The sequence below is a fragment of the Belnapia moabensis DSM 16746 genome (assembly GCF_000745835.1).
Taxonomy (GTDB): domain Bacteria; phylum Pseudomonadota; class Alphaproteobacteria; order Acetobacterales; family Acetobacteraceae; genus Belnapia; species Belnapia moabensis.
Map to the genome: position 1 here is coordinate 1 of NZ_JQKB01000289.1, position 1,039 is coordinate 1,039.

A 1,039-nucleotide genomic window follows, 5' to 3' on the forward strand; every position below is an offset into this window, starting at 1 on the left:
CTCCGCTCACCACTCTCGATGCAAACCATCCCTCAGCCGTAAAGCCAAGCGACGATCCATCGTCTTCCAAAAGACCGATGCGATTATCAAAGAACCCATCCTTTCTCGACCCGGCGCGCCATCACTGGCACAACCCAGAGCCAACAAAGAACGCTCCCACATTAATGCAGGACAAACCCAGTGCCCAAAGGCACAAAGATCAAGGTTTAGCAGCCGAGTGGCCCTCAATCTCCAACCACAATCAGCAACACCCAAAGGCGCCACCAACTGGCCTGAAAAGAGCAACCGCCCCGCTACAGAGCATCTGACTTAGCGCTCACAAGCGCCAGTTTCAGGCCCGCTCCGGGGCTGTCCCCCTCCCCCCGGAGCCTCCGCCTCAGCGGCGGATTACTGAAATAGTATCTCTCGGCACCGACTTCAAGGCCCAATCACCTCGACCTCTTGGAAGCGATCCGCCTCGCAACGGGGACCTAATTTGGAGCCTCTCGGCCCCGACGTCAAGACCTAGTTGCTTAAGCCTTCCAACCAAACCGCCTTGCGGCAGACCAGCGAGATGAAGCCTTTCAGCCCCCACTTCAAAACCCAGCCGCCTGAACCTTTAGAAAGGGTCTGACGCCACGGCAGGTACTTGATCTAAGCTTCTCGAGACTTGGCTTCAAGCTCGGCGAGACATCTTCCGAAAGAGCACCGCCCTGTGGCGGGGCGCCTATTTGGCAGCCCAGCCGATCAAGTTCAAGCCCTTAAAGCAACCCATCACGCCTTTCGGGCCGACCCTCCGCGCTGGCCGAACTGGCGCCGCCTGGAATGGCCATGTGACGCGCCACGGCCTCCCCGCCAACACCATCCGCCAAGGCTAGCATCCGCCCCGAGGGCCGCGTCGCCAGCACCGCCTCGATCCATTCGTTCAGCCGGCCGCTCTCGGCCAGGGCACCGTCGATGTCCCGTTATACCCGGCGTCTGAAGGTCTGCCTCTTGGGGCTTGATCCGACGCGGACGGACGTGATTCATCGGCTGGCATGGCATATGGGGATGGACCATG

At 60.3% G+C, this 1,039-nt stretch carries 1 protein-coding gene; it reads left to right on the top strand.

The genetic code is table 11. The features are described from left to right. On the top strand, window positions 1-308 hold a 308-nt coding region (locus EP26_RS37125), incomplete at its 5' end, for a hypothetical protein (RefSeq protein WP_211259654.1). Window positions 309-1,039 lie beyond the last annotated feature (731 nt).